This is a genomic window from Pontibacter toksunensis (assembly GCF_042686245.1).
GTDB classification, from domain to species: Bacteria; Bacteroidota; Bacteroidia; order Cytophagales; family Hymenobacteraceae; genus Pontibacter; species Pontibacter toksunensis.
Genome location: NZ_JBHUOX010000003.1, coordinates 202,447 through 222,632, shown reverse-complemented (window position 1 = coordinate 222,632; position 20,186 = coordinate 202,447). Strand labels below are relative to the sequence as shown.

Sequence of the window (20,186 nt, the reverse complement as noted above, 5' to 3'; positions counted from 1 at the left end):
AAAGGTTAGATACTTGAAGAACGCAGGGCACAGAAAAATCATATTCAGAGGGTGAATTTTTGTTGTAAAAATAAGATGAAATGATTATTTTCCATTTTTATAATGCCTTACTCAAACTGAGCTAAGTCCCTCACTTTCAATAGAAACATCATGAGAACAATGCAGCAGTGGTTCGATGAATATGGCCAGAGCCACCAGAACCACACAAACAAGCTTATCCACTGGGTCTGCGTTCCGTTGATATTTTTCAGCGTTATCGGCTTGCTGGCCAGCATCCCCAGTGGTGCCCTGAAGGAGCCGTTCCCGCCCCAGGTGCAGCCTTACGTGCATTTTGGTACTGTGTTGGTGGTGCTGGGCCTGTTGTTTTACCTGCGCCTGTCTTTTACCATGTTCCTGGGAATGGCCCTGATATGCGGAATGATGCTGTGGGCGGTGCATACAGTAGAGGAGGCTTTTGAAACACCGCTCTGGCTCATCAGCTTAGTTGTGTTTATACTTGCTTGGATCGGGCAGTTTTACGGCCATAAGGTGGAGGGCAAAAAGCCGTCTTTCCTGAAAGACGTGCAGTTCCTGTTGATCGGACCAGCTTGGTTACTTGGCTTTATTTATCGGAAATTGGGGATACCGTATTAACTTTGCGGGACTAACCCTTTCCCTATGCTGGAGATTATCAAGAGTTTACTTATTGCCTTTTTTGCGGTGGCAGTGTTGCTGCCGGTTGTCCGTTACGCTTTACGCAGGCTGTCGCCGGCTCAGAATGCCGCAGCCATCTCAGCAGAAGAACTGAAATACATACAGAAGCAGGAGCTGAAACTGACCATTGCCTACTTCTTTTTTGCCACTGTTTTAACAGTATTCAGTGCCGGTATACTGGCGCTCATCTCCAGCATTATCCATGCCTCCAAGGACCACATGTTCGTCATGACGCCGAACTTCCGTGCACTTTTCGCGCCGGGCCTGCTGCTTGGCCTTACGCTGGCGCTGTTGCCCCTGCGCATCGTGCAGAGTGCGCTACTTGGCAACGATTTTGAGCTATACAAGGCTTATATGCAGCAGGCAGAAGGGCATAATTCCCTCCGTGTTTACAGCTTGTTGCTACTTATGTTGCTAGCAATTTCAGGTATGGCAACCTTTTATGCGCTGCGCTGGCATGTAACAGTAGATCAGGAGGAAATAAGAGTGACGAACCTGCTGCTGGAGCAACGGGCTTACGACATGAATGAGATTGAAAGTATCCGGTATCTGGGGGCCGAGGGCGAGTACCTTGTCTCCTTTACCGACCAGACAAACCTGAACACCACTTACCTGAAACCAGTGCAGCTGGAAATGATTGCTTTGCTGGCTGCAGAATCAGATAAGCGGGTGATTCGTTAACTGGCTTTTATGCCGGAACCGCCTGTTGCCTGCCGTTTTTCCTGTTTCCTTTTAAGCTATTCCTGCTCATGTTCGTAAGGAATAAAGCAGCCATTGGCTTGCCCGCATGTTATGGAATAATTTCATAGTTTTGCCGCAGACACATGTTCCTTAAATCTAATAGATAAAACTATATGCAATTTCGTGTAGAAAAAGACACTATGGGGCCTATAGAGGTACCTGCAGAAAAATACTGGGGCGCCCAGACACAGCGCTCAAAAGAGAACTTCACCATCGGCGGGCAAACCATGCCGAAAGAGGTAATCCAGGCCTTCGCCATACTTAAGAAATCTGCTGCACAGGCCAATGCGCAGCTGGGCGTGCTGGCGCAGGACAAAGCCGACATCATCAGCGAAGTATGTGACGAAATACTGGCTGGTAAGCTCGACGATGAGTTTCCGCTGGTAGTATGGCAGACAGGTTCCGGTACTCAGTCGAACATGAATGTGAACGAGGTGGTAGCTAACCGAGCGCACGTATTGCTGGGCGGCGACCTGATGGATGAGAAGAAGAAGATTCACCCGAACGATGATGTAAACAAGTCGCAGTCATCGAACGACACCTTCCCGACTGCCATGCACATTGCGGGTTATAAAAAGGTGGTAGAACACACGCTGCCTATGATCCAGAAGCTGCGCGACACGCTGTATGCTAAGTCAGAGGAGTTTATGGATGTGGTGAAGATTGGCCGTACGCACCTGATGGATGCTACGCCGCTGACGCTGGGCCAGGAGCTTTCCGGATACGTAGCGCAGCTGGAGTATGGCATGAAGGCTCTTAACAACACCCTGGACCACCTAAGCACGCTGGCTTTGGGCGGTTCTGCCGTAGGTACAGGTCTTAACACACCGGAAGGCTATGCCGAACTGGTAGCCCAGAAAATCTCTGAATATGCCGGACATGAGTTCATCACAGCTCCTAACAAGTTTGAGGCACTTGCCGCCCACGATGCCATAGTGGAGACCTCCGGTGCGCTGAAGCAACTGGCCGTAAGCCTAATGAAGATTGCCAACGACATCCGTTTACTGGCGTCAGGCCCACGTTCCGGTATATCAGAAATCATCATCCCGGAAAACGAGCCAGGCTCTTCGATTATGCCGGGTAAGGTAAACCCAACCCAGGCAGAGGCCATGACCATGGTATGCGCCCAGGTGATTGGAAACGATGTGGCGATTTCTGTAGGTGGCATGAACGGCCATTTTGAGCTGAACGTGTTTAAGCCGGTGATGATCTATAACCTGCTGATGAGCGCCCAGCTGATTGGTGATGCCTGCGACTCGTTCGATAAGCATTGTGCCGTAGGTATTGAGCCAAACAGGGAGCGCATCAAGCATAACCTCGAGAACTCACTGATGCTGGTAACGGCTCTGAACCCGCACATCGGTTATGACAACGCCGCTAAAATTGCGAAAAAAGCCCACAAAGAAGGCACAACCCTTCGCCAAGCTGCCATTGACCTTGACCTGCTCACCAACGAGCAGTTCGATGAGTGGGTGAAGCCGGAGGATATGATTGGCAGCTTGAAGAAGTAATCGCTGGATATTAAGTGTTAGACACAGGATTTCTTCTTGTGTAATAGATAAAGAAGAGCAGCTCTGATTGGGGCTGCTCTTCTGTTTGATATCAATTCCTATAACTTTTGCTATATTTATACTTCTACCTTAAAGCTGTCATTGATGGAAAGAAAGCCCAGGTTATTTATTGGTTGCTCAACTGAAAGTTTAGACATAGCGGACGCGATTAACGCCAATTTAGATCATTCCTATGAGGTTACTATATGGAGGAATGGAACATTCAAACTGGCTAACAGTACAATCGATTCGTTAACTGAAAAGGCATCTTCAGTCGATTTCGCAGTATTCATTTTCTCTCCCGATGATATAGCAACAATAAGGAGCAATGAGGAAAAGATTGTTAGAGATAACGTAATTTTTGAGTTAGGTCTATTTATTGGCACACTCGGAAAGCAAAGATGTTTTATCATCAAACCCAGGAATGTTGACCTACATTTTCCTACTGATCTGCTTGGAGTGACAGCCGCAGATTTTGAACCCAATCGTTCAGATGGAGACATTGCCTCTGCTTTGAATTATTCATGTACACTTATAAAGAGGGAAATAGATAATATAGGAGTACTCAGGAGGATTAATACTTATAAAAATTCGAATTTTAATAAGGTATCTGTAGACCACAATCTATCTGATATTGACTTTCGATTACTATCTGTACTAATTACTACTTATACAAATTCTCCAAGAGGATATAGCCTGTGGCAGGTAAAAAACGAATTAAATATACAAGACCCACGAATTGATCTTTCTGTAATTAAGTTAGAAAGACTTGGTCTTGTTCAGAAAGAAAATGATGTGGATGGTAATGATGAGGAGTATTATTCTTATAAGATTACTCAAGATGGTTTAAACGTTATACTCAAAGATGAGCAAAAGTTATATAGCTTGTATGAAGCAAAATCAGATGATCTACCTTTTTGACTTTCTCACTTCTCTCACTCCGCAAGTTTAACGACACTTTCCTTGTGGTTATACTTCGGGTAAATCTTTATTTTACGCTTCTCTTTTATCCTGCCGTCTCAAGCAGATAACTGATTACCATGTCTCAAAAAAAGAAGTCTAATACAGAAGAAAAACCGGGTTTACACCCGCGTAACAGGCATCGGGCACGGTACGATTTTAAGCAGTTGGTGGAGAGTTGCCCGGCATTGGCGCCTTTTGTAAAGTTGAATGCTTACCAGGATGCGTCGGTTGATTTCTTTGATCCCAAAGCTGTTAAGATGCTGAACAAGGCACTGCTGGCACACTTCTACGGCATCCGAATCTGGGACATTCCACCCGGCTACCTGTGTCCGCCCATCCCTGGCAGAGCCGACTATATACATCATGCCGCTGATTTACTGGCTGCCGCCAACCAGGGACAAATCCCGACAGGCAGCAACATCACGTGCCTGGACATTGGGGTAGGGGCGAGTTGTGTATACCCTATTACCGGGAATAAAGAATACGGCTGGTCCTTTATCGGAGTTGATATTGACCCTGTTTCCATTGCTTCGGCAAATACAATCATCGAATCAAATCCAGCCCTGAAAGGTAAGGTGGAACTGCGGTTGCAAAAGAATCCGAAAGATATTTTCCAGGGCATCCTAAACAGGGATGAGCGAATAGACCTGACCGTATGTAACCCTCCATTCCATGCCTCCCTGGCAGAGGCGCAGGCCGGAACAATCCGGAAGCTAACGAACCTGAAACAACAGAAGGTCGCGAAACCAACCCTGAACTTTGGTGGCCAGAAAGCAGAATTGTGGTGCGAAGGAGGGGAGAGGCGTTTTGTAACGGACATGGTTTACCAGAGCAGGCAGTTCGCCGCTTCGTGCTTCTGGTTTTCGACGTTGGTATCAAAGCAAACCAACCTCAAAGCTATGTACCAGGCGCTAAAGCAGGGGGGGGCGCTGGAAGTGAAAACAATACAGATGAACCAGGGAAATAAGACAAGCCGCATCGTCGCATGGACCTTTCTCAGCCAGGAGCAACAGCAAGCTTGGATAAACGGCCAATGGCGAAGCAAGAGTGTTTAGCTTGCCTAACCCGTCTTACTGGCAGGTGCACCAACCCAGAAAATGCACTGGTTAAGCTACAGTAGTATACGGTTTTATAAGTAAGTTGCTATTCAGCTATATAGTGTAGCAATGTTGCTTATAAATCCTTACTTTTCTAACGTTTCCGTGTCTGGATAACAACAAGCAAGATAAGTTATCAGGACTCTACATGCCTTCAGAGAACACACGCGATGAAACAAAACTATAGGAACTGCTACTTTCTCCTGCTCCTGATGCTGTCTTTTACGTTTTCATGTAAGCAAAAAGAGACTCAGCCTGATTTGGAAGCAATAGAGGCTGCCATGGGTAGTGACGTTGTAGCAGCAGACAGCACCACAACCACAACGGCTGAAGAAGCCACCGAAGCGCTCAGACAGGAGTGTGCTGCCCATTTTGAAGAGTGGGAGAAGCTAAACTCAACCAGAGCAGCCTATTTTAAGACAGTCGTTTTACCCAAGGCTCTGTCGAACCCGGAACTTACGGAGCAGAACAAGGCATTCCTGCTGGCCCTGGACACATACCTGAACCAGTCTGAAGAAGAAGTGCGTGCGACGCCCACTACGGCGCAACTCCTGTTTCCCATCTTTAAGTTAAAGGAAGATGAGCTTGGTGTTTTTAGTTTTCCGGCATATGACTACAAGAGCGAATCGTTTCTGGATATTTCTGCTGAAAATAGAATACTGACCAGCAGCAAGCTAACGGCTACTATTGACAGCACTTCCATAGATAAAGTGGTTTTTCACCCGCAACTGGCAGACTCTCTGTTCAGGAACCAAGATCAGACATTTACCGCTTTCACTACCGGGAGGAAAGTGGAGACCAAAGTAGTTAATTTTGGCTCATATGCCGGTGAGTGCCTCGAATACTACAACTACTTAATAGACAGCCAGCCTTTTAAGGCCAGTGATAAAGTACTTTTCGGAAGCAGGTACAACTTAGATTTGGCCTACAGGAACTACCCTGAAGTAGATGCCCAAATGAAGCGCCAGCTTAAAAAGGAATGTGCTGACTGCCCCGACAGTTCAGAGTTTGAGAAGACATTTGCTACATTAAAGGGGGTGCCGGATCTATACTTTACCTATGCAGACACTTTCCCGCTGAACAATTCTTTAGATACGCCATCCAGAGCGTTAGTCATGAGAATGGAGAACAATAAGGTTGTCTATCTGTGGTACCAGTAAGTAGATATGTTTGGCTGTAGTTGCTTGTAATGGATACGCCACTAACCAACAAGTTGTACCTGCTGGAGAAATTCCCGGGCAAAGAAGGCTGGACGTACGCTGCCATTCCAGAAGTTCTGCAGGATAAGCACACGCCATTTGGCTGGGTTAGAGTGAAGGGCAACATCGACAGTTATGAAGTAAAAGGCTACCGCTTAATGCCGATGGGCAGCGGGCAGCTTTTCCTTCCGGTAAAGGCGGAAATCAGGAAGAGAATAGGAAAGGAGGAAGGCGATTGGGTGCACATAACTTTGTACTCAGACAACGCACCGCAGGAGGTGCCTGAAGAACTGCTTGCTTGCCTCAAGGATGAACCAGCTGCACATAAAGCATTTTACAACTGTACAGATGGGGAGCAAAAAGCCTTTGTAGAATGGATTTATGCTGCCAAAACAGACGAAAAAAAGTGGAGTGCATCGTTCAGACCATCAATAAGCTGCTGCTTAGCCAGAAGCTACATAAGAAATAGACCCTGCTTGTAGATTCTGATATCCTACTTTGACGCAGGACAGGGCGCAAAAAAGGAAGCAGCAAAGCTATAGTTTAGTAGTGTATCAAACTATGGCTTCGCTGCTTCTCATTTACAACCTAATACAATACTTGTTTAGAGCAAGAACGGGTAGAGTACCTGCTTCTGAATGTGCCTCTTTGTTAAAAGACTGGAGTAGTATATTGTTGAACAGCAGGAAATAAAGCCATCAACATTTAAAATCGGGCATGCTACCAGTGATACATTTCACATCCTGCTGTTTCCCAATCTGTTTTGTCTGTTGCTTTTACCTGCATCGTCCCGTTAGAGGTTAGGGTAACGTTTTTCAGCGTGTAGAATCCCTCCTTCAGATCTTTCGGTATAGTTAGACCTTCTACTTTGGCCTGCTCCGGAATACTACCTCCATCACCGGAAGAAACCGTTTCAAGGACTTCAATTTTTTTCATGGGGCAAAAGTACAGCACCATATTTCCGCGGCTCTTTTCCAACCGAACAGGAGATAAGTTTGCTGTCACTGTTTCGCCGTGAGATAATTTCTCTTCCCGCATTCTTTTCTGCAAAACTTCTGGTTGCGAAGAAGAAGTGATAATTACCTGCCTTGGCTCTCTGGCACCTGAGGTTTGATCCTTGGCACCAAACAAATTCCGAAAGAAAGATGTGTACGTGTTCATAGTGCTTAAGCTTTAAAATATTGAAAAAATTAGAAGGATCAGTGGACTCAGACTGCCATCAGGTTCAGGTATTTTGCATATCAGCACCGGGCAAAGGTCTTCTTCATTTGAGAACGAAGTTACCTCTGCTCTTGTTCTTCTGGAAGCCTCATAATTGTCTATCAGTCAGTATTTTGATGTGAACGAATCAAAATTTAATGCAAAAGAATCTTGTGTTATTGTTACCTTCGGATATCTTGTGTTAAGATGTTTATACATTAGATTTATCAACTCGAATAAAAATGTATTTCTATCTCCTGGAGAAGTCAGAATCGCAGATATACAACAGCTGTTACCGGTAAAAACTAACTCAACTGTTAAGTGCCTGTTCATTGCTATAAATTCCTACTGTCGTTGCCGGTGTTCTTCCTCCTGCCGCAGTTATTTAGCAGTCTTAAGGTGGTAGCTAATAAGCAGTAGTTTGGTTGTAGCTTGTTTCAATGGGGAACCCTGTCGCCGCTCTCACACAAATAACTGCTTTCCGCAAACTCTAGGATGCAGCAAGTACTAATCTCCGGTTCTGCTTTCAACACCCGGTTCATTTAGAATTACTACCTTTGCTGCCTAGCAAGTAAAATAATGGAAGCAAAAGACAGCAACGGCAACATCCTCAACGACGGCGACTCTGTACACGTTGTTAAAGATCTGAAGGTGAGAGGCATGCCTACTACATTGAAGAGAGGGAATGTTATCAAGAACATCCGCCTGACGAACAGCCCGGAGGAAGTGGAGTGCCGCATTGGCAAAAGCCAGGTGGTACTAAAAACAATGTACTGAAGAAAGCCTAAGCCAGCTTATTATACAGCTCCCTTGCCTCAAACCCTTTTAAGCTTTTTCATGTTTATACAATGTATCGTATGACAGAGAAAACAGAAATTATGAAAGTAGCGAAAGACCCATCAGAATATAACAAGCTTACACCAGAGGAGGCACGCATTATTGTAAACAAAGGCACCGAGTATCCCGGGACAGGAGAGTATGAGCATAACAAAGCGGAAGGTGTATACCTGTGCAAACGTTGTAACAACCCGCTCTATACTTCAGAGTACAAGTTCGATTCTCACTGCGGCTGGCCAAGTTTCGATGATGAGATAACGGGTGCTGTAAAGCGTGTGCCGGATGCCGACGGGCGCCGCACTGAAATTGTGTGCGCCAACTGCGAGGCACACCTCGGCCACGTATTCGCAGGCGAGTACCTGACACCAAAGAACATCCGCCACTGCGTAAATTCACTATCGATGAAGTTTGTGCCGGTAGAGGAACTGGAGAAGCAATAAATCTACAGGCAACAGGCAGATGAATTATTTCGTCTGCCTGTTTCTTTTATAGGCCTATGGGTCCACCACAGGGTCTATAAACAGGGGGGCAAAACCTTATACTTCCTGTACAAGTAATATCCAACCGTACCTATCCTGCACCATCTATCAAGACGCTATGGGACGACCATCCTTTTTCAGCACCCGCTATAACAGCTTTAAGTTTGCGTTCAAAGGTATGACTGCCGTTTTCCGCAGCGAACCGAACATGCACCTCCATGTGCTGGCGAGCATCATCGTGTTTGTAATGGCGTACCGCTTCGAGGTAACACGCATGGAGTGGTGCCTGCTCATCTTTTGTGTAGGGATGGTGTGGATGGCAGAAATCTTCAATACCTCTATTGAAACGCTCACAAACCTTGTTTCGCCGGACTATAATGTTCTGGCTGGCAAAACCAAGGACTTAGCGGCAGGGGCTGTGCTGATGGCAGCTATTACAGCAGCCGTTATTGGCCTGGTCATCTTTGTACCCTATTGGATAGCCTACGTAAAAGGTTAATTTATCCGGTTTTTCATATAAGGCTGGTTTATTACCTTTGCTCCGCAAAAAGAAAACAGGCACAATGGCAAGAGCGTACACGTTGGTTCGGGCATCCGCACTGGTAATAGCTATAACAATAGCTGGTTGCAGGCCGGGGGTGTCGCCGGTAATAGCAGAGGCCGCTACTGCCAACGCTCAGGGAGCACCATGGCTGAACCAGATGATTCAGCAGATGCAGGAAGACGAAACTGCTAACCCGCCCGCAAAAATCTACCGCTACACCTATAAAGAGCAGGAGGTTTACTACGTAGTGGGCCGCTGCTGCGACATACCTGGCAAGGTATACGATATAAACGGAAAAGTAATTTGCGAGCCAGACGGAGGTATTACGGGTAAAGGAGACGGCCGCTGCCCTGACTTTTTTGAGCAGCGAAAAGATGAAACTTTAATTTGGGAAGATAAACGAGAACAAAACTGAAATGACAGGAAACGACGTATTAAAAAACCTATCAGAATACAATATATGGGCAAACAAGACCATGCTAGACGTGTTCAGCAGCCTGCCCGAAGTGCCTGAAAATGCAGCACGCCTTTTTAGCCACGCCCTGAATGCACAGGCTATCTGGATTGCCCGCATCACCGGCACAGAAAGCCCTGTAAAAGTATGGCAGGAGCATAACCTGGAGGAGCTGAAGAAACTGCATGAGTATTCATCTTACAAAATAGCGGAACTGGCGCAGAATGCCGATGAAGCAGAGTTCAACCGCCTGATTGACTACAGCAACAGCCTCGGCAACAAATACAGCACGCGTGTGCTGGATATCCTGACGCATGCTTTCAACCACGCCACCTACCACCGCGCACAGACTGCCACAGACCTGCGCAAGAACGGCCATACGCCGCCAAACACAGACTATGTAACGTATGTGCGTGAGCTGATGGGGCAGGATTTTTAATTTTGACAAAGGCTTATTAGACAATAGACAAAACAAAAGGAGGTCTTCTAGTAGAAGACCTCCTTTTGTTTTAAATCTGATCTGATGTCGATAAGGCAATCAGTAAGGCTGAAGCTTAGTGCGCCAGTTCTACTGTTCCTAAATCCTTTATCTGATCCTGTGTTACGCTCACGTATTCGACAGTCTTATTATGAGCCTCGTCTTCTGTGTAGAACTTAACAGTATAAGTACCGGCTTTCACACCTTTGATCAGGAAATCACCATTCTCGTTGGCAAACCCCCAATGGTATCATTGGCCGCTGAAATTACATAGATGCCCGGCTTATGCTCAGCAGGAGTTACCTTGCCTTTTATACCGCCTGCAATGGCATGCGTGATAGTTCGCACCACCAGCTTCAGATTATAAGCACCGTTCCCTCTGGCCACTACTGATTTGGCTGCGTCAAAGTCCAGCAACACCATGTAGGTCACGTTGCTCTCCAGGTCTGCATTTAGCTGCAGTTTTACCCCTGGTGTCTGGCCGCTTGGCGTTTTCAAATTTACTTTTGTACCATCCTTCAACTTCAGCGGGTTGTTCTGGCCAAGCAGAAGCCTGATCTGCGAAATTCTGCTGCCGGCAAACTAGAACTGGCCAACAAGGTGTCACGGCCGTTAGCGAAGTCCAGCAGGTTGTATACGCCGGGGTTTATCTCGTTCAGCGTCACCCAACCAGCCTTATCGCCTGCAGCATCTTTGTGCACCTGCACCGATTGAATGTCCACATTCACCTTAGCATAGTCGCCAGGAGAGTATGTTAACCGGACCTCCATTTTGGCAGAGCCTGTGTCGCTGTCACTGTCGCAAGAGCTAAAGCCAATCAAGCCGCTCAGCAGAAAAGGAATAATGTACTTCCTTTTCATGAGAATTGGATTAAAATAAAGTGCATTTAAAGTTAAATCGCATCCAGCATACATATTTACGATAAATAGCCGCACTAGTATATAGTAAATTAAATATAAAAGCCAGCGGAATCATTCCGCTGGCTTTTATATTTAATTTACTATTCAGGTGTTTATGCTATACCTGCTCTGGCAAAAGCTATTCATTACCTGCCTTGGTTGTGTCTGTTGGTGTGGCAACAGGTTTGGTTATCTGCCTCAGGAATCCACCTACTTTATCAGCAGCCTGCTTTTTAATCTGCTGCTCAGCTTCTCTGCGTTTCTTCTCTATCTCCTGCTGGGCCAGACGCTCTGCTTCCTGCTTTCTGCGGGTCAGTTCTGCCTGCACACTGTCCTGTAGCTGTTGCTTACGCAGGTCTACCTGCTGCCTGGCCACGTCCAGTTGATTATCAATGGCTTCCTTCACAAACTCAGTGGCTTTCTCTTTCACAGAACCACCCGTTAAGGCTATTTTAGGATCAGAGTAGGTTCCGCCAATGCTCAGTTTCAGCGTCACACGCTCAGACTCCTGCATGTTCTCTTTACCAAGTATACCTGCCAGTCGTGCGTTCACCTCTCTACCTACTTTACCAGACGGCACGTTCAGGGCGGTCACGTAATCTAAGCCGCCATCTACGCTAGTGCTACCACCCACAGACATATCAATATTACCAACGTTTACATCAAAAGGCTTCACAACAAGCTTACCGTCCACAATCTGAGCATCTATGTACCTGTTTTCTATCACAAAGCTTTTCAGATCCTGAAGATTTGTCAGGCTGGTGATTTTGTTCAAAATAGGCACATTACTTACAGCCGCTCTAAGTACTTTGATGATACCTGTACCATCCAGCGTTTTGAAGATAGGCACCATATCCTGGCCTAGCTCCCCTGCAAAGGCAAAGTTCGTGGAGAACTTACCTTCCAGCACCTGGGCAATAGGAGCAAACACTTTTACCGTATTAAATGCACTGAACGCTTCCTTAAAGCCTAGCTCCTGGATATCGAGCTTCATATCGAAGAGCGGACGGGCCAGGTCCTGGGTGTTGTAGCTACCGCTGGTCGTGAATGTACCGCCAAGCGTATTGAACTTCACATTGTTCAGCCTCGCAATCTTGTCTTTTACCTGTACCTGACCGCTCACATTGTTCAGTTGCATGTCTGTATACAGTACTTGCTTCGCATCGATGTTCAGGGCCATATCTATGTTGGCAGGCACTTCAACTACACCTTCTGTAGATGTGTCGGCCACAGCACCATCATCATCCACCATCCACTCATTTACATCAAATCGATTTGAGCTGATATTAAATGTACCACGCAAAGGCTGATCTTCTGCCAGGGCATAGCCCAGGTAGTTAGACACTGTACCTGTCGCCTTTATATCGCTTTTGCCCAGGTAGCCTCTCATGCTCTGTACCTGGATACGGTCGTTGTTGAAAGTGGCAGCGGCTTTATCGATACGCATGCCGTTTGGCAGATCCGTGCTCACATACTTCAGGTTGTCTACCGCTACGGCACCGTTTGCCTGCACATTGTTGTATTTCTCAGCCTCAATATCAGACATCGTGCCTTTAGCCGCTACATTCGCTTTGATCACACCTGCCAGCTCGGTGTTTTCAATCGGGAAGATTTTAGTCAGCTTGGTCAAATCCAGCACACCATCTATTTTGAAATCAAAGGCTGGCTTATCGATGCCTACAATTAAAGCACGCCCTTCCAGTGGCTCGCCTGCCAGGGCCATGTTGAAGCGCTCTACGTTAATGCGGGTATCATCGGTATTACCTGTCGTGTTCAGGATGTTAGCCACCATGTTCAAGCGCTCAATTGGCTCCGGAAAATCCTTTGCTTTAACGTAGCCATCTGTCAGCAACATATCCGCCTCAATAATCGGCATTTTAGTATCGCTGTAGGTTCCCTTCGCATTGGCATCTACTTTCAGCAGGCCGCGCAGTGTCATGTCCTCTATCGGGAACACATTGGTAAGTTCACCAAGGTTTAGATTTGCCTTCACGTTGCCATCCACATACATCGGCTCTAAACCGCGTACCAACACACGGCCATCAATCGGGTTGTTACCAAACTCCATGTGCAGTTGCCGTACATCTATCACTGTTTTGGCAATGTCTCCGTCCGGGTTGTCAACCAGCATGTGCACGTTAATATCCGTGGCAGCCTGCGGCATGTCCGGGTACTTGAACATGGCATCCACAATTTTCAGCTCGGTACCAAAACCCGGCATGAGGGTGTCGTTTAAAGCTCCCTTAATATAGCCGTCGAAGCTCAACTTACCTGCTGTCTTGATATCCTCAAATTTCTCGGAATACATACCCGGCACCACTGATAGCACACTCTTGAAGTCAGCATCGGTAGCTTTGAAGGTAAGGTCCATGGCAATGGTTTCGTCCGGCATCAGGATGGAGCCATCAAACTTGAAAGGGAGCGAGTTAAGCCGGATGCTGTTTTCTTTGAACGTATAAAGGGATTGCTCCAGGTCCATAGTCATTTCCACCTCTGCATCGAGCACTGCGTTCTGGATGTAGTTTACGCCATCATACACCACATAAAACCGCTCAGCCGTAGTGTTCGAAACCATATCAAACACATCCCGCTCAAAGTCGCCGCTGCCGGTGTGGTTCACATTATAGGCAGCCATGCTCATCGGTAAGCTGTAGTCGGTATAAAAGAGGGTACCATTGTTTACTTCCCAATGGTTGATGGCCATCCTGAAATCAGCTGCCGCTGTATCAACTTCCGTAACAGTGGTATCTTCCAGCATAACATCCCAGTTCGCTTTCCCGCTTTTAAGCACGACAAGCTTTATAACAGGCTCTTCCAGAGTAATGGAATTCACCTTCAGCTCATCGCCGCTGATAACACTCATCAGGTTAAGCCCCATATAAAAGGAGGGAATGTAAGCCAGCGTGTCTGTCTGGAAAGAGTCTTTCCCTACAACGGCCAGGTTTTCTACATTCAGCGACAGATTAGGAAAATTCCTTAAAAGGGACACACTCACGTCATCCGTCTCGTAAAGCACCTGTGCATTTATATTCTTGGCTATCTCTTTGTCGAGGGCCTGCTTGATTTTATCTTTGAAAAGAACCGGCACTACAGCCGCCGTGATAAGCAGCAGTGCCAGAAAAATAAAAAACCCAATTGCTACTTTTTTCATATATGTGGTGGTTATTCAGTCGTTGTTCAAATATAGATGCTAATCTATTTACTTTAATAGCTAATTAATAGCTAAAACCGTGCTAATTATGAGAAGCAACTTAATACTTACTCTCTCTATTAAAGCGTTACGCTAGGTTTGTTTGGTATAGGCATGGGCTTAAAAAAGATATTTTTGCTGTATGTATGCTGCCTGTGGGTAATTACTGCCAGGGCGCAGGATGTGCAGTTCACGCAGCAGTATGCGAATCGCCTGTACCTGAACCCGGCCTTTGCAGGCATTAACAGTAGCTGGAGCATCGGGCTGGCGCACCGGAACCAGTGGCCTGCCCTAAACGGTTCTTTCATTACCAACCAACTGGCTGCAGACTATAGGTTGCCAGATACTAAAAGTGCTGTAAGCCTGCTGGTGCAACAGGACCGCGCCGGGGTAGGGGGGCTGCAGAAGTGGCAATTAGGTGGCGGCTATGCCTACCACACCAATATCACTGAAAAATGGGCCATGTCGGCTGGGCTGCTGGCAAGCGTGGCATCACTGCGGGTGAACTTTGATAACCTGGTGTTCGGAGACCAGCTTTCAGATGAGGGGCAGGTGGCAGTGACCTCGGCAGAGGCAAACAGGTTTGAGCCAAGCTATTACATGGATTTTACGGTGGGCGGCCTGGTGTACACAGACCAGTTCTGGGCCGGCCTGACGGCCACACACCTCAACAGGCCCGGCTACGGATTTAACCAGGAGACGGAACTACCGATCCATTATACGGCCATAGCGGGATATAAATTTTATGCTAAATCGTATGAGGAACGGGGCCAGTTGTTTGAGCTGAGCTTTTCGCCTACAGCCACGTTATTGCACCAAAAAAATTTAACCCGCTTAGATATAGGCATATATACTATTTACACGCCCCTGACGTTAGGACTCATATACAATGGAATTCCTATAGCAGGCGGAACTAACCAGGACCAAACGGTGTCCATCATAGCAGGCCTGCAATTGAAGAATTTTAAAGTTGGCTACAGCCACGATGTTGGATTACAGGGATTTAGCAGAGAAGCCGGTGGTGCAAATGAAATATCACTTGTTTTTGAACCGGCTGATTTAAATAATTTGTTTAAAGGCCACTCCAGGCGTAAATTAAACAGAAACATTGTTTGTCCAGCATTCTGATTTTAGTTATAATTGCACATTAAACTACGTTACAAGAACCTTATCTTAATTGGGTACTATTTTATGAAGTTAATTAAGTATTTATCAGTGGCAGTTGTAGGAGGCTTTCTCCTGGGATCCTGCTCTAAAGGAGGTCAACCAACCAGCACGAATCCTGGCGCTTACAGTAGCGCTACTGGTATCGAGTATGGTGAGGATGAAGAAGCTTTCGATGTTCCTGAGTATGCTGAGTTCCCGCAAGGACCAGGTCTTGTATTCATCGAAGGTGGCCGTACGGTGCTTGGCTCTATGGAGGAGGATATCGCCATGACACGTGACAACGTGGAGCGTACTGTAACGGTAGCTTCTTTTTACATGGATGAAACGGAAGTAGCCAACATCCACTGGCTGGAGTACCTGCACTACCTGAAGAAGGACTCTCTGCCGGAAGTATACCAGGCGGCTTTGCCAGACACTACTGTTTGGTCACGTCAGTTGTCTTTCAACGACCCTTACGTAACTTATTACCTGCGTTACCCAGGTTTCCGCTTCTTCCCGGTTGTGGGTGTAAGCTGGTTACAGGCTAACGACTTTACTATCTGGCGTACAGCCAAGGTAAACGAAAATTTTGCGAAGCAGGAGACAGGTGGTGGCCGTAGAGGCTTGTTTGGCCGTCGCGGCGGCAACGAAGAGCCGGCAGAAGGCACAGCACCAACTATCGAGTCTGGTCTTGTGTTGCCGAACTACCGTCTCCCAACAGAGGCTGAGTGGGAGTACGCGGCACAGGCGATGATAGGAACACAGTACACAGAAGACGAAAACCAGAACAACCGCCGCCTATATCCTTGGGACGGACACCAGGTGCGTAACCCATATGGTAAGGAAATGGGTAAGTTCATGGCAAACTTCAAGCGTGGCCGCGGTGACTATGCCGGTATTGCAGGTTCTTTAAATGACGGCGCCATGATCACAGATTATATCTACAGCTATCCGCCAAACGACTTTGGTTTGTACAACATGGCTGGTAACGTAAACGAGTGGGTGCAGGATATCTACCGTCCGCTGTCTTACCAGGACGTTGAAGACTTGAATCCATTCCGTAGAGACGGTTACCTGGATGAGGCAGAGAACTATGACTCAAGCGAAGGTTTCCACTCACTGGTAAATGATGAAGTTCGCGTATTCAAAGGCGGCTCCTGGAAAGACGTAGCTTACTGGTTATCTCCTGGTACACGCCGCTTCATGGCTCAGGATTCTTCCACAGCTACTATCGGTTTCCGTTGCGCCATGATAAATGCTGGCTCAAACAGATAAGAAATAAGTAAAATATTGACAAATCAAAAAGCCCGGAAGCAGTTCCGGGCTTTTTGATTTATATACATTGCACCATACCATTATATATGAGTGATCAGGAAAAACCATCTAAAATAATTTTCCGGTTTAACAGCAGCCTGTTCGGAAAAGAAATGACTGAAATACTGTGGGCGCTGGAGGTAGATGCCGAAAAGGGACTTTACAAGATAGATAGCATTCCATACTACGTGCCGCTCATCGCCACAGAAGATATTGTGCGTGCAACATATAATAAGATGGAAGAGGGCCTGCTTTACAAGGAAACCATTACTCCCTCCGGCAACTCCACCATTCAGGTAATACGGCAAAACGTAGACACTCCGCTGCTGGACCTGCGCAAGCAGTTCGCTGAGCTAGGATGCATATCAATGGAGGTAAACGAAGACTTCTTTGTGCTGGAGGTGCCGGTTAACGTAAACTATGCGGTGGTAAAAGAAAAACTGGATGACCTGGAACAAATGGAGGAGATAGAGTATGCCGAGCCATGCCTGTCGGATATGCACCGGGAGCAGACAAGCTCATAACATTTACTTTGCTTCCTGTTTTGGTGTTCAGTATCATGTTATGAAGTAGGCGCTATTCAATGACAAGCTACAGTCCCAGCGGGCCGTCCAGTGGATATAAAATCAGTATCTTTTGTTATAGCCCCAGCGGAACGCCCTGTTCGTGGTGAATATGAACAGGCCGCTCCGCTGGAGCTTATTTGCTTTTAGAGCATAAGGCTATCAACAGGTCGTCCCGCCGGGACTAGAATTTTGACCAACAAGAATCCTGACACAATCCAAATTGCAGATGAATTTTATGGAGGAGTAGAATAAGTTTACATGATAAGCTTTACATATGAATAAAGTTATGCAGCTGCAATGGTAGCCACGCTCACCTCTGTAGCACCTGCTGCCAGCAAGGCCACTGCACAGGCTTCCAGTGTGGCGCCTGTCGTCATTACATCATCTACCAGCAGCACCCGCTTACCCCGCACCACTTCTGGGTGCTGCACCTGAAACACCTGCTCCACGTTTTGCCAGCGGTCCAGCCTGTTCTTTCGGGTTTGAGTAGCCGTGTCGATTGTTCTGTGCAATGCCTTGTTATAGTGAGGTAACTGCATGGCCTCAGCCAAACCCCTCGAGAAACTTTCGGACTGGTTATAACCACGCCGTCGCAATTTATACTTATGCAAGGGTACCGGCACCACCACATCAAACTGCTCCGGGTAAGAATAGTCGGAGAGGAGGGAGCCATACCGCTGCCCCAGGTGTTCTCCCAGTTCCTGTGCTCCTTTATACTTCAACCTGTGCAGGAGCCGCTGTACTCTTCCCTTCGGCATAAAGTGCAGATATGAGAAAGCGAACCTCACCGGCACCTTGCCCCAGAACCTGCGCTGCAGCGGGTTCAACTCGGTTGCCCCATGCACATGCGAGTCTGTATAGGGCAGCTTTACACTGCATTTGGTGCAGATGTACTTCTCACCGCGCGCCATGGCACCGTCGCAGGCGTAGCAACTCTTCGGAAACAACAGCGAAAGCAGGTCATCGAACATTGGCAGGGAACTACGGTTTAAGGTATTATGGTTAACTTTGCGTAAATAAATATATCCTTTCAAAAAAGCTTTATAAGCAATAGCACACATACAAATGAGCTTAGTAGAAGAATTTAACGACTACCGCACGCGCATGAACGAGCGCATTATGTCTTACGACAATAAAGTGATAAAACGTTTTTTCAACCTCGACACCAACACTTACATGGAGGGTGCCCTGGATGTGAAAACTAAAGAAATGCTGGGCCTGGTGGCATCTATGGTACTGCGCTGCGACGACTGCATTAAGTACCACGTGGGCAAATGCTATGAGGAGGGCGTAACAGACGAGCAGATAATGGAGGTCTTCTCCATCGCCAACCTGGTGGGAGGTTCTATCGTGATCCCACACTTCAGAAGAGCTTTGGAGTACTGGGAGGAGCTAAAAGAGCGGGGGAGCGCAGAGTAATTTAGTTGTTAAATGGTTGTATGGCTAAATTGTTGATTCTTCACCTGTGTACATCATCATAATGCCGCGAACCAGCCATTTAACAATTCAACCATTCAACAGTTTATATGAAATTTGATTCCGACAATTTAGAACATAACTGGACACAGCTGCGGGCTTCGCTGATGAAGCAGTTTGGCAAAAAACCGGACATGAACGCCATCCTGTTCCTAATAGGAATTCAGGAACTGGGAATCGGTATCCGTGAGTTTACCAAAGAAGAAAAGCAGGACCTGATGCACATTGCCACCTGTAAAGTCTTCAGCTTGTCCGGCTATTACGAATACACCGGCACCGACGAAGAAGGTTGGCCGCACTATAAAGCTGTGAAAACAATTCCGTTTGCCAACCTGAGGGAGCAGGAAAATATGCTCAAATGGCACGTAATCGAATATTTCAACCAATCAGAAGAAGAATTTTAAAACGGATCACGTAGCTCGTAGCTCAACTTATTAGTTATTGTACCTGAGATGAAATATAAACTACTGCATCTTGTACTGATATCGTCTCTGCTGTTTTTAACAAAAGACACAGGCAAAAGAGTGAGCTCGTGATACGAAACACGTGCTACCTGATACGCATTTAGTGATTCGCTATAAACATGAGAATAATTACTTACAATGTGAACGGCATTCGTGCCGCACTAACCAAAGGCTTCGGCGACTGGCTGAAGGCTGCTAACCCGGATGTGCTGTGCCTGCAGGAGATAAAGGCCGATGAGTCGAAATTTGACAAAGCGTTTTTTGAGGCAATGGGCTACCACGTGTACCTGCACCCGGCTGTGAAGAAAGGCTATAGCGGAGTGGCTATATTAACAAAAGAAAAACCAAAGCACGTGGAGGTAGGCTGTGGCATCGAGTGCTATGACGTGGAAGGGCGGGTACTGCGCGCTGATTACGAGCATGTGTCTGTGATGAGCGTATACATGCCTTCCGGCTCAAGTGGAGAGGATCGCCAAGGCTTCAAGTTTAAGTGGCTTGATGATTTCCATAGGTATATAAATGAACTGAAGCACCAACTGCCCGGTTTAATAATCAGTGGCGACTATAACATCTGCCACCAGGCAGTCGATATTCATAATCCGAAGTCAAACGCAAACAGCTCGGGCTTTCTGCCGGAAGAGCGCTCCTGGATGTGCCAGTTCATCGACAGCGGCTTTATTGACTCGTTCCGGCACTTTAATCTGGAGCCACACAACTATACCTGGTGGAGTTATCGTGCCGGAGCACGCAACAAAAATCTTGGTTGGCGTATTGACTATAACATGGCTACTGAAAACCTGCGCGAAAGGCTGAAGCGTGCCGCAATCCTGACAGAAGCGAAGCATTCAGATCACTGCCCGGTACTACTAGAACTGCATTAAGGAAGACATACTAAA

Annotated in this window: 22 protein-coding genes and 1 pseudogene; 18 read left to right on the top strand and 5 right to left on the bottom strand. The window is 46.8% G+C overall.

All coding sequences use genetic code 11. The features are described from left to right. Positions 1–150: 150 nt before the first annotated feature. The 7 genes from ACFS7Z_RS05870 to ACFS7Z_RS05840 all read left to right on the top strand — a co-directional run bounded on the left by ACFS7Z_RS05870 (position 151) and on the right by ACFS7Z_RS05840 (position 6,725). The gene (locus ACFS7Z_RS05870; RefSeq protein ID WP_377482288.1) at positions 151–633 is read left to right on the top strand and encodes an Mpo1 family 2-hydroxy fatty acid dioxygenase; all 483 of its coding nucleotides are present in this window, start codon (positions 151–153) and stop codon (positions 631–633) included. Positions 634–657: 24 nt separating this feature from the next. Then, complete coding sequence (locus tag ACFS7Z_RS05865; RefSeq protein WP_377482286.1) at positions 658–1,374, top strand: hypothetical protein; 717 nt, start codon at positions 658–660, stop codon at positions 1,372–1,374. A gap of 173 nt (positions 1,375–1,547) precedes the next feature. Beyond that, positions 1,548–2,945: a class II fumarate hydratase gene (fumC, locus tag ACFS7Z_RS05860; protein WP_377482284.1), complete on the top strand. Its 1,398-nt coding sequence runs from the start codon at positions 1,548–1,550 to the stop codon at positions 2,943–2,945. Positions 2,946–3,089: 144 nt separating this feature from the next. Next, positions 3,090–3,905: a TIR domain-containing protein gene (locus tag ACFS7Z_RS05855; RefSeq protein ID WP_377482282.1), complete on the top strand. Its 816-nt coding sequence runs from the start codon at positions 3,090–3,092 to the stop codon at positions 3,903–3,905. A 119-nt stretch (positions 3,906–4,024) separates the two neighbouring features. Beyond that, positions 4,025–5,002 (top strand): 23S rRNA (adenine(1618)-N(6))-methyltransferase RlmF, encoded by a 978-nt coding sequence (gene rlmF / locus ACFS7Z_RS05850; RefSeq protein ID WP_377482280.1) that lies wholly within the window; start codon positions 4,025–4,027, stop codon positions 5,000–5,002. A gap of 212 nt (positions 5,003–5,214) precedes the next feature. Next, a complete protein-coding gene (locus ACFS7Z_RS05845; protein WP_377482278.1) occupies positions 5,215–6,204 on the top strand; it encodes a hypothetical protein in 990 nt (329 codons plus the stop codon). 29 nt (positions 6,205–6,233) lie between these two features. Beyond that, a complete protein-coding gene (locus tag ACFS7Z_RS05840) occupies positions 6,234–6,725 on the top strand; it encodes a YdeI/OmpD-associated family protein (protein WP_377482276.1) in 492 nt (163 codons plus the stop codon). A 238-nt stretch (positions 6,726–6,963) separates the two neighbouring features. Here ACFS7Z_RS05840 and ACFS7Z_RS05835 read toward each other — a convergent pair whose 3' ends face one another. Then, positions 6,964–7,404, bottom strand: a complete 441-nt coding sequence (locus tag ACFS7Z_RS05835) for a hypothetical protein (RefSeq protein ID WP_377482274.1) — start codon at positions 7,402–7,404, stop codon at positions 6,964–6,966. 618 nt (positions 7,405–8,022) lie between these two features. Here ACFS7Z_RS05835 and ACFS7Z_RS05830 point away from each other — a divergent pair. The 5 genes from ACFS7Z_RS05830 (at position 8,023) to ACFS7Z_RS05810 (ending at position 10,196) form a co-directional block, all read left to right on the top strand. Further along, positions 8,023–8,220 carry a PhnA domain-containing protein gene (locus ACFS7Z_RS05830; protein ID WP_377482271.1) on the top strand — a complete coding sequence of 66 codons (198 nt, stop codon included), beginning with the start codon at positions 8,023–8,025 and terminating at the stop codon, positions 8,218–8,220. Positions 8,221–8,321: 101 nt separating this feature from the next. Beyond that, positions 8,322–8,720, top strand: coding sequence for a methionine-R-sulfoxide reductase (locus ACFS7Z_RS05825; protein ID WP_377482269.1), 399 nt, complete (start codon positions 8,322–8,324; stop codon positions 8,718–8,720). A gap of 157 nt (positions 8,721–8,877) precedes the next feature. Further along, complete coding sequence (locus tag ACFS7Z_RS05820; protein WP_377482266.1) at positions 8,878–9,258, top strand: diacylglycerol kinase family protein; 381 nt, start codon at positions 8,878–8,880, stop codon at positions 9,256–9,258. 64 nt (positions 9,259–9,322) lie between these two features. After that, positions 9,323–9,718: a DUF6970 domain-containing protein gene (locus ACFS7Z_RS05815; protein ID WP_377482264.1), complete on the top strand. Its 396-nt coding sequence runs from the start codon at positions 9,323–9,325 to the stop codon at positions 9,716–9,718. A 1-nt stretch (position 9,719) separates the two neighbouring features. After that, on the top strand, positions 9,720–10,196 hold the full coding sequence (locus ACFS7Z_RS05810; protein WP_377482262.1) for a DinB family protein: 477 nt from the start codon (positions 9,720–9,722) through the stop codon (positions 10,194–10,196). A gap of 115 nt (positions 10,197–10,311) precedes the next feature. On the opposite strand, the gene ACFS7Z_RS05805 is transcribed toward ACFS7Z_RS05810, so the two are convergent. The 3 genes and pseudogenes from ACFS7Z_RS05805 to ACFS7Z_RS05795 form a co-directional block, all read right to left on the bottom strand. Beyond that, the gene (locus ACFS7Z_RS05805; protein WP_377482260.1) at positions 10,312–10,437 is read right to left on the bottom strand and encodes a hypothetical protein; all 126 of its coding nucleotides are present in this window, start codon (positions 10,435–10,437) and stop codon (positions 10,312–10,314) included. Positions 10,438–10,445: 8 nt separating this feature from the next. Next, a pseudogene (locus ACFS7Z_RS05800) lies at positions 10,446–11,005 on the bottom strand (DUF4382 domain-containing protein). Positions 11,006–11,273: 268 nt separating this feature from the next. Next, positions 11,274–14,285: an AsmA family protein gene (locus ACFS7Z_RS05795; protein ID WP_377482258.1), complete on the bottom strand. Its 3,012-nt coding sequence runs from the start codon at positions 14,283–14,285 to the stop codon at positions 11,274–11,276. Between the two features lie 153 nt (positions 14,286–14,438). Between ACFS7Z_RS05795 and ACFS7Z_RS05790 the strand changes: the two genes are divergently transcribed. From ACFS7Z_RS05790 to ACFS7Z_RS05780, 3 genes are all read left to right on the top strand, one after another. Further along, entirely contained in the window at positions 14,439–15,452 is a 1,014-nt protein-coding gene (locus ACFS7Z_RS05790) for a PorP/SprF family type IX secretion system membrane protein (RefSeq protein WP_377482256.1), read from the top strand. 63 nt (positions 15,453–15,515) lie between these two features. Further along, positions 15,516–16,745 carry a gliding motility lipoprotein GldJ gene (gene gldJ, locus ACFS7Z_RS05785; RefSeq protein WP_377482254.1) on the top strand — a complete coding sequence of 410 codons (1,230 nt, stop codon included), beginning with the start codon at positions 15,516–15,518 and terminating at the stop codon, positions 16,743–16,745. An 86-nt stretch (positions 16,746–16,831) separates the two neighbouring features. Then, positions 16,832–17,308 (top strand): DUF4265 domain-containing protein, encoded by a 477-nt coding sequence (locus tag ACFS7Z_RS05780; RefSeq protein ID WP_377482252.1) that lies wholly within the window; start codon positions 16,832–16,834, stop codon positions 17,306–17,308. Between the two features lie 326 nt (positions 17,309–17,634). Here the strand turns inward: ACFS7Z_RS05780 and ACFS7Z_RS05775 are convergent, their stop codons facing one another. Next, on the bottom strand, positions 17,635–18,321 hold the full coding sequence (locus ACFS7Z_RS05775) for a ComF family protein (RefSeq protein WP_377482250.1): 687 nt from the start codon (positions 18,319–18,321) through the stop codon (positions 17,635–17,637). 94 nt (positions 18,322–18,415) lie between these two features. Between ACFS7Z_RS05775 and ACFS7Z_RS05770 the strand changes: the two genes are divergently transcribed. The 3 genes from ACFS7Z_RS05770 (at position 18,416) to ACFS7Z_RS05760 (ending at position 20,171) form a co-directional block, all read left to right on the top strand. Further along, complete coding sequence (locus tag ACFS7Z_RS05770) at positions 18,416–18,769, top strand: carboxymuconolactone decarboxylase family protein (protein ID WP_377482248.1); 354 nt, start codon at positions 18,416–18,418, stop codon at positions 18,767–18,769. 107 nt (positions 18,770–18,876) lie between these two features. Beyond that, on the top strand, positions 18,877–19,230 hold the full coding sequence (locus ACFS7Z_RS05765) for a hypothetical protein (RefSeq protein WP_377482246.1): 354 nt from the start codon (positions 18,877–18,879) through the stop codon (positions 19,228–19,230). A gap of 179 nt (positions 19,231–19,409) precedes the next feature. Further along, on the top strand, positions 19,410–20,171 hold the full coding sequence (locus ACFS7Z_RS05760; protein WP_377482244.1) for an exodeoxyribonuclease III: 762 nt from the start codon (positions 19,410–19,412) through the stop codon (positions 20,169–20,171). Positions 20,172–20,186: the final 15 nt, after the last annotated feature.

What these genes read in the sequence shown, in the direction of transcription:
- ACFS7Z_RS05870 (WP_377482288.1), top strand. Translation starts at nt 151, where the DNA reads ATGAGAACAATGCAGCAGTGGTTCGATGAATATGGCCAGAGCCACCAG.
- ACFS7Z_RS05865 (WP_377482286.1), top strand. Translation starts at nt 658, where the DNA reads ATGCTGGAGATTATCAAGAGTTTACTTATTGCCTTTTTTGCGGTGGCA.
- fumC (WP_377482284.1), top strand. Translation starts at nt 1,548, where the DNA reads ATGCAATTTCGTGTAGAAAAAGACACTATGGGGCCTATAGAGGTACCT.
- ACFS7Z_RS05855 (WP_377482282.1), top strand. Translation starts at nt 3,090, where the DNA reads ATGGAAAGAAAGCCCAGGTTATTTATTGGTTGCTCAACTGAAAGTTTA.
- rlmF (WP_377482280.1), top strand. Translation starts at nt 4,025, where the DNA reads ATGTCTCAAAAAAAGAAGTCTAATACAGAAGAAAAACCGGGTTTACAC.
- ACFS7Z_RS05845 (WP_377482278.1), top strand. Translation starts at nt 5,215, where the DNA reads ATGAAACAAAACTATAGGAACTGCTACTTTCTCCTGCTCCTGATGCTG.
- ACFS7Z_RS05840 (WP_377482276.1), top strand. Translation starts at nt 6,234, where the DNA reads ATGGATACGCCACTAACCAACAAGTTGTACCTGCTGGAGAAATTCCCG.
- ACFS7Z_RS05835 (WP_377482274.1), bottom strand. Translation starts at nt 7,404, where the DNA reads ATGAACACGTACACATCTTTCTTTCGGAATTTGTTTGGTGCCAAGGAT.
- ACFS7Z_RS05830 (WP_377482271.1), top strand. Translation starts at nt 8,023, where the DNA reads ATGGAAGCAAAAGACAGCAACGGCAACATCCTCAACGACGGCGACTCT.
- ACFS7Z_RS05825 (WP_377482269.1), top strand. Translation starts at nt 8,322, where the DNA reads ATGAAAGTAGCGAAAGACCCATCAGAATATAACAAGCTTACACCAGAG.
- ACFS7Z_RS05820 (WP_377482266.1), top strand. Translation starts at nt 8,878, where the DNA reads ATGGGACGACCATCCTTTTTCAGCACCCGCTATAACAGCTTTAAGTTT.
- ACFS7Z_RS05815 (WP_377482264.1), top strand. Translation starts at nt 9,323, where the DNA reads ATGGCAAGAGCGTACACGTTGGTTCGGGCATCCGCACTGGTAATAGCT.
- ACFS7Z_RS05810 (WP_377482262.1), top strand. Translation starts at nt 9,720, where the DNA reads ATGACAGGAAACGACGTATTAAAAAACCTATCAGAATACAATATATGG.
- ACFS7Z_RS05795 (WP_377482258.1), bottom strand. Translation starts at nt 14,285, where the DNA reads ATGAAAAAAGTAGCAATTGGGTTTTTTATTTTTCTGGCACTGCTGCTT.
- ACFS7Z_RS05790 (WP_377482256.1), top strand. Translation starts at nt 14,439, where the DNA reads ATGGGCTTAAAAAAGATATTTTTGCTGTATGTATGCTGCCTGTGGGTA.
- gldJ (WP_377482254.1), top strand. Translation starts at nt 15,516, where the DNA reads ATGAAGTTAATTAAGTATTTATCAGTGGCAGTTGTAGGAGGCTTTCTC.
- ACFS7Z_RS05780 (WP_377482252.1), top strand. Translation starts at nt 16,832, where the DNA reads ATGAGTGATCAGGAAAAACCATCTAAAATAATTTTCCGGTTTAACAGC.
- ACFS7Z_RS05775 (WP_377482250.1), bottom strand. Translation starts at nt 18,321, where the DNA reads ATGTTCGATGACCTGCTTTCGCTGTTGTTTCCGAAGAGTTGCTACGCC.
- ACFS7Z_RS05770 (WP_377482248.1), top strand. Translation starts at nt 18,416, where the DNA reads ATGAGCTTAGTAGAAGAATTTAACGACTACCGCACGCGCATGAACGAG.
- ACFS7Z_RS05765 (WP_377482246.1), top strand. Translation starts at nt 18,877, where the DNA reads ATGAAATTTGATTCCGACAATTTAGAACATAACTGGACACAGCTGCGG.
- ACFS7Z_RS05760 (WP_377482244.1), top strand. Translation starts at nt 19,410, where the DNA reads ATGAGAATAATTACTTACAATGTGAACGGCATTCGTGCCGCACTAACC.